Origin of the sequence: Sporosarcina siberiensis, assembly GCF_042681925.1 — a bacterium.
GTDB lineage: Bacteria > Bacillota > Bacilli > Bacillales_A > Planococcaceae > Sporosarcina > Sporosarcina siberiensis.
The window spans coordinates 83,250-90,036 of sequence record NZ_JBHUGI010000008.1; the positions used below are offsets into that span (position 1 = coordinate 83,250).

General features: G+C 38.9%; 5 protein-coding genes and 1 pseudogene. 5 read left to right on the forward strand and 1 reads right to left on the reverse strand.

Annotated elements, in window-relative coordinates; genetic code table 11:
* Positions 1–128: 128 nt before the first annotated feature.
* On the forward strand, positions 129–2,300 hold the full coding sequence (locus tag ACFSFY_RS05245) for a beta-propeller domain-containing protein (RefSeq protein WP_381536127.1): 2,172 nt from the start codon (positions 129–131) through the stop codon (positions 2,298–2,300).
* Positions 2,301–2,362: 62 nt separating this feature from the next.
* On the opposite strand, the gene ACFSFY_RS05250 is transcribed toward ACFSFY_RS05245, so the two are convergent.
* On the reverse strand, positions 2,363–4,027 hold the full coding sequence (locus tag ACFSFY_RS05250; protein WP_381536128.1) for a sensor domain-containing protein: 1,665 nt from the start codon (positions 4,025–4,027) through the stop codon (positions 2,363–2,365).
* A 133-nt stretch (positions 4,028–4,160) separates the two neighbouring features.
* On the opposite strand from ACFSFY_RS05250, the gene ACFSFY_RS05255 reads away from it, so the two are divergent.
* The 4 genes and pseudogenes from ACFSFY_RS05255 to ACFSFY_RS05270 all read left to right on the forward strand — a co-directional run bounded on the left by ACFSFY_RS05255 (position 4,161) and on the right by ACFSFY_RS05270 (position 6,650).
* Positions 4,161–5,060, forward strand: coding sequence for a DMT family transporter (locus tag ACFSFY_RS05255; RefSeq protein ID WP_381536129.1), 900 nt, complete (start codon positions 4,161–4,163; stop codon positions 5,058–5,060).
* A gap of 671 nt (positions 5,061–5,731) precedes the next feature.
* Positions 5,732–5,921, forward strand: a pseudogene (locus ACFSFY_RS05260) (DUF6440 family protein).
* 74 nt (positions 5,922–5,995) lie between these two features.
* The gene (locus ACFSFY_RS05265; RefSeq protein WP_381536130.1) at positions 5,996–6,169 is read left to right on the forward strand and encodes a hypothetical protein; all 174 of its coding nucleotides are present in this window, start codon (positions 5,996–5,998) and stop codon (positions 6,167–6,169) included.
* A 142-nt stretch (positions 6,170–6,311) separates the two neighbouring features.
* On the forward strand, positions 6,312–6,650 hold the full coding sequence (locus tag ACFSFY_RS05270) for a PepSY domain-containing protein (protein WP_381536131.1): 339 nt from the start codon (positions 6,312–6,314) through the stop codon (positions 6,648–6,650).
* The last annotated feature ends 137 nt before the right edge of the window (positions 6,651–6,787 follow it).

Below are 6,787 nucleotides of genomic sequence, written 5' to 3' on the forward strand. Positions count from 1 at the left end.
TCTTCTCAATATAGTACTTGTCTTCTTAATATAGTACGTATTTTTAAGAAAACTTTTAATTAGTGAAACGAAATCTTCTGATAACAGTCTAATGAAGTAGAAACATGAATTTGGAAGGAGTCCTTAATTTGAGAAAACGTGGCATATGGCTTTTGGGTGCACTATTCATTACCGTTGTATCCGTATTATTCGCCTTCATGATTGAGAAAATTACTGTGACAGCCTCGGAGATTGCGCTTACGAAACAAGGATTGTATGTAAAGTTTTCTGAACCTTTAAATGCAAACGCTATTCAATCAGATCATTTATATATCACAAGTAGCAACGGAAAAAAGAGTGTCGCCAAACTTACGTTAGACAAAGGGAGACGAATTGTTCACGTTCAAGGCCTTGAACCAGGCAAGTATACTTTACACATTAAAAGAGATGCATTTAAGGGGAAACCTTTTAGTTCACTTTCAACAAATGAACTAAAGTTCACAATGCGTGAAACGATTGAATCGGTTTCGTCGGCTAAAGAACTTACAGACTATTTCAAACAAGCATTGACGATGCGGGAACTACAAGGGCACGGAGTAGAAATGGAGGTTATGGAAGATTCCGCCGCAAGTGGTGGTGACAGTGGTAAGAGCAAATCTACTTCAGACGATCACTCAACTACAAACACTCAAGTTGAAGGTGTCGATGAGGCCGATTTAGTGAAAACCGACGGAGATTATATTTATGCAACACTCGGCGATGGAAAAGTATCGATTACAGATATTCGTAACCCAAAGCAAATGAAAATCGCGTCAGAAATAACCATGGAAGAAGGTTTTTATCCATCGGAACTCTTTCTTCACGAAGACATGCTTCTTGTATTAGGGGGAAGATTCGATTCCTATCCTATGCAAGGAAAGATGGATTCTAGAGTAGATAGGATGCCCGGTAAGAGCATGACGACCATACGTTTGTACGATGTTTCAGCTCCTGAAAATCCTTTGCTTATTCGAGAAGTAGGAGCGGAAGGATACTTAAACGGTGCAAGGAAAGTCGAGAACATCCTGTATTTCATCACAAATGTGCAACCGAACTTCTGGATGATGGAGAAACTTTATGAAAATGAGTTATTGCCCTACGTGATCGACTCAAGCAGTAGCGAGAAAAGCATGCCTTTAGACTATCAAGACATTTCAATTTTACCAGGGGCGATGGAGCCTACCTATACGGTAATCACCGCAATTGATTTATCGTCACCAGCAGAAGGTAAGGTCGTAACAAAAGGGTATTTGGGTGCAAGTGAACAACTTTATATGTCTGCAAACAATTTGTATTTGACAGCAACAAACTATGGGCAAGTAAACTCAGGAGGGGTGTCGGAATCCAGTATGATATGGAATCCTGGTTCTGGAAATAGTGATGTATTTAAATTCACTTTGAATGGTACCCTCGTCACATTTCAGAGTACGGCCACTTTAAAAGGCAGTGTTTTAAATCAGTTTTCCATGGATGAGCATGACGGCTACTTCCGTGTGGTGACAACGGAGGGGAATATGTGGGATGAAAACAATGTATCTAAAAACCATTTGTTTATTTTAGATGAAAACCTAAAAGTAACAGGTTCTGTTGAGGGACTTGCAAAAGGAGAACGAATTTATTCCGCTCGCTTTATGGGGGATAAAGCGTATATGGTAACGTTTAGAGAGACGGATCCCTTGTTTGTCATTGATGTAGCAAATCCAACTGCACCAAAAGTGCTTGGAGAACTTAAAATACCAGGTTTTAGCAACTACTTGCATCCACTGGATGAAAATCACTTGATTGGCTTTGGTTATGAAACAGTAGCCGAAAAGAATCCGCAAGGTGGGGAACCGATTATTACAACAAAAGGAATGAAGATTTCATTATTTGATATCAGTGATTTTACGAATCCAAAAGAAAAGGACACGGAAATCATAGGGGAAAGTCAGACGTATTCTCCAGTTCAATACAATCATAAAGCGCTGTTTCAGAATAAGAAGCGAAGTTTATTTGGCTTCCCGGTGACCATTTACAAGGAGAAAAAGGTAGAAGGAACGTTTTCTGATATCGAGTTTCAGAGCATGGGAGCCCTTGTCTACGAAATTACATCGGAAAAAGGGATTGAATTAAAAGGGAATCTTTTAGAAGAAAAAGTTCCTGGAGAGCAATACGGAGATTATGAGAAAGAAATTCAGCGGTTGATTTCAAGTAACGATGTGATCTATACAATCTCATTAAAGGCAATAAAAAACTATTCTCTAGATACTTTTACTCCGATAGGAGAACTATCAATTCAATAAAAGACGATAAGAAATGGCCTGTATATGGAATAGGTCATTTCTTATTGTCTTTTTTTATTAACTCATATAGTATAAGTTGAATGCGAAATCGAATCTGCAGTTATAGGAACTCCGATATAATATCCTTGTACCGCATCAACGCCCATTGTTTTTAATAAATTCAGTTGGTCCTCTGTTTCGACGCCTTCTGCTACAACGTATAATCCCATTGACTTTCCAAATTGAATCATTCCTGCAACAAGTTGTTGTGTTTTTGGATGGGTTAAAATAGATTGGATGAAGACCTTATCTATTTTTATTTTAGTGATGGGTAATGTTTGCATATAACGTAAAGATGCAAAACCTGTCCCGAAATCATCAAGTGTAAATTCGACTCCGTGCTCTCCAAGTTCATTCATTTGTTGTAAAATAGAACTTTCTTGTTCGGCTTGAAATGCAAAGTTTTCTTGGATTTCAAGTTCAAGTAATTTTGCATCGCAACCGGTTTTTCTTAGAATACTAATAATATCAGCACTTAAATTACGATTACTGAACTCACGGACGGAAGAGTTGACCGCTATGCTTATCAAATTGTCATTTTCATTTAAACGTACTGCAACTTTTGCTGCCTCTTCCAAAACAAATAAGCCGATTTTATGTATGAGTCCATTCTCTTCAGCAATCGGAATTAGTTCGTCGGGCATAACTTGTCCAAGTTCTTCATCTTCCCATCTCACAAGTGCCTCGTAAAGATGAACTTTACCTGAAGTTAAGTCGACTTGTGGCTGATAATAAACTTGCAAGTTTTTGTGGTCAATTGCAGTGAGCAACTTGCGATCGATAATCGCTTTACGGTTAAGACTTTTATGCAACTTGGCAGAAAGAGATGTGATTTTACCACCACCGTGATCAATGACTTCTTTTGTAGCAACAAGTGCTGCTTTCATTAGATGTGAATAGGTCTTTTGATCTTCGGGGTATCTAATAATTCCACCGCTTACGGAGAGTTGCAAAGCGTGGTTGTCAAAATAGATGGGTTGCTGAATAAGGAATTCTAAAAAGCCTTGTACATACCAATCGCCGTAAGCACTGAGAATCACAAATTCATTCACTCCAACTCGAGCAATCGGTTCATCCTTAAAGAATCGCTTTAAACGATTTGTGAATGATTGAATGAGTTCTTTTTCCGAGCCATGCGACTGTAGATCATTTAATGTATAGTAGTGATCGATTGCAATATATACAAATGAAAAACTCTTTTGTTCCTTAGTGTACTCATGAACTAAAGTTTCAAGTTTATGCCTGCTCATTAGACCGGTTTCCTGATCGATGAATGCAATTTCCTGTAGCTGATTACGTAGAAGGATATCACCGGTAATATCTAATTCAATTATTGTTACAGAGGTAATTTCATCTTCTAGTGACAGGCTTGGAATTGCTATCATTCTGACAAAATAGGACTCGCCAGTACGCGCTTGTTGTTCCGTTATGCCCTCCCAGGTTTTTCCGGATTTTAAAGTGTTCCATATTTCATAAGCCTTCTTTTGACTCGTTTCAGTGTCTGGAAACATTTGCCATAAGGTTTTTGCAAGAATGCGTTTCGGTGTCCATTTACTTATTTTTAAGAATTCCTTGTTGGTGAAAGTAATTACTCCATTACCATCCGTTTGGACCACCATATAATGATCGCTCAGGCTCTTCATTAAATCAGGCAGCTTAGGATTAAATTGTCCACTTTCTAAATTCACTCAACTGACTCCCTTCGATTCTATATCTATTTCTATTATAAGGGAGTTGTTTGGATAGTTCATTACAAATATTATATTAATCTGTATTGTTGTTTGGAACAACTACTAATATGCTTTTTAAGGAGGAAAACCGATGATACGTATTAAAGGAATTGCTATGATTGTCATTGGTGCGATGCTTTGGGGAGCAACGGGTCCTATGATGGAATGGATACTTTTGAATAGCAGTATGTCTTTATCTTTTATGTTGACTGTTCGACTTCTTCTGGCAGGTACTTCACTGCTCGTACTACTGAAATTTCAAGGTAAGAAAATTACGCGGCCTTGGCGTCACAAAGTATGGGCTCGCCAGCTTCTGATATTCGGTGTTGTAGGTATGCTGGGCGTTCAATATACCTTTGTAGCTGCAATTGATACGAGTAATGCGGTAATCGCAACTCTTTTTCAATTTTTAGCACCAATTTACATTATACTATTTGTAACAATGGCACAGAAGAAAAGTCCGCCCAAAGTTCAAATATTGGGTATGATTGTGACGCTCGTAGGATTGTTTTTACTTTTAACAAATGGTTCGATTTCCAATTTTGCACTAAGCCCAATCGCTCTTTTTTGGGGACTTGTACTTGGATTCACATTCTCGTTTTACACGCTCTATCCCGTACGTATGATGGCCGAGTGGGGTGTTTTATTAATCGTAGGATGGGCGATGATTATTGGTGGATTTACACTTTTTCTCATTAATCCAATGGATGTAATTAAGAACAGTTCACTTTTTGAGGATGGCTCAGTTGCAATAATGTTATTTCTAGTCATCATTATTGGAACGGTTGCATTTATTTTATTCCTCAGCAGTATGAAATACATAACGCCAATTGAGACAAGCATTTTATCGAGCTTTGAACCACTCACGGCGATGGTGATTTCCGTTATATGGTTTGGTCAAATATTAGGCATGTGGCAATTGACAGGGGCACTCATTATGCTCGGTGGTGTAACATGGCTATCTATTGCTGGAAGCAAAGTGAAGACTTGAAAAAGAACCGGTCATCCCGTAATTGGGGGCCGGTTCTTTTGAGTGATACAATAGCTGACACAAGAAGCAACGGAGTGGGTTATATAAAAAAACATCTAAATTAAATGGGCCAAAAATGAATGTAGAAAAACTGTTGCTTTGCGTTCCGGCGTACGCTTTCCGATGGAGAAGAATAAAAACCATTCTTCTTTGGGCATGGCTTGAGCCAAGTGAACAGCGAAGTGTTCGCTTTGCCGTATTTCTGTGGTTTTGCAGAAATTTAGGCAGCCTTACTGTTCCTTCGCTACGCTACGTCCAGGGTCTCAAGGCGCACGCTTGATCCTCTCGGAGTCGGGGCATGCACTCCAAGCAACGGAGTTGGTTATGTAAGAAAGAATCTTAAGCAATCGGGCAAGAATCCAATGTAGAAAAACTGTTGCTTTGCGTTCCGGCGCACGCTTTCCGGAGGGCGTGGCTTGAGCCGCTTCCTTCGCTGCGCTCCGTCCAGGGTCTCAAGGCGAGTGCAAAGATATGCTCGAAAAGCTAACGCTTTATCTCGCAAAAGCCGTTCTTCGTAACGACTTTCGCTGATCCTCTCGGAGTCGGCGCCTGCACTCCAAGCAACGGAGTGTAGTTATTATAAAGCACGTATTCAAGAGTCTGCCAGATTATGAAATAAGGAGTATGAAATAATGAATTACAAACGTTTTGAAGTCATCGAGAAGCAAGGTAAAATTGAGCGCTTTCAAATTATTCGAGATAACGAGACAGGTGTTCTATATAATGTCGCACGCTATGGGGTACGGTCTGGGACTGACTGTTATGGTTGATCCTGAAGGGAAACCTCTAGTAGATATGGAATATCAGAAATCTAAAACTTGATAGAGAATTGGGTGCGATAACTGTATACGTGTTGCATTTCAATCAGGCTAGTTAGAGGGAAAGGAGGAAACGGTATGATGAGTTTTGGAGTTAGACTTCTTATGGCTTTTGTACTTATGGCTATTTTATTTACCCTTATCATCTCATTTGTTGAACCGATAATGCTACGCTGGTTTTTAGTCGGTCTTAGTGTAACGATGGTTTTGACGTTTTCTAAATCCTCAATATTTACAAAACGAAATCGATGAATAGTGCCTGATACCCATCACCATTCCCGAATCGGGCGCGATTCTGAAACAAGGATCTGCACCTTCTGAGTAATGGGACCAAATCGTGGAGTTTGCCTTGATTTACATAACGACTAGGTAATTGATTGGGGAGAGTGATCATTTGAAAAAGTTGTTATTTGGTTTAGTTATTATTATTGCGATGTTTTTTTCATACTCATATCAGTTGCCAATTATGAGTACAGGAGAAGCGATAGTAAGTGCAGAAAAACACTTACAAAATCCACCAAAGGAGTGGGGAAAGTCATTTTCAGACTATGATTGGAATGAAACTCCATTAGAAAACGTTGTTGTATCGCTAAATCAAAAGAGTGATTTTTGGAGTAACTTAACAAATAGAATGAATTGGGAAGTCACTCTAAAAAATAATGGTGCAGAGCCAACGGTTGTTATAGATGCTTATACAGGTAAACTCATTGATATATATGGACCATTAAACTAAGTATCCCGTTTTACTATTCAAGTAATGGGCGCGGGGAGTGTCAATATTTATGTGTAAATGACAATCCAACCTTTTCATTGTGAATATCACTTATTTCTTTTTTATAGCTTATGAATAGAGCTTATTTGCTCTAGATG

Excerpts from the sequence above, each read along its gene's own strand:
- ACFSFY_RS05255 (WP_381536129.1), top strand. The coding sequence starts at position 4,161 with ATGATACGTATTAAAGGAATTGCTATGATTGTCATTGGTGCGATGCTT.
- ACFSFY_RS05265 (WP_381536130.1), top strand. The coding sequence starts at position 5,996 with ATGATGAGTTTTGGAGTTAGACTTCTTATGGCTTTTGTACTTATGGCT.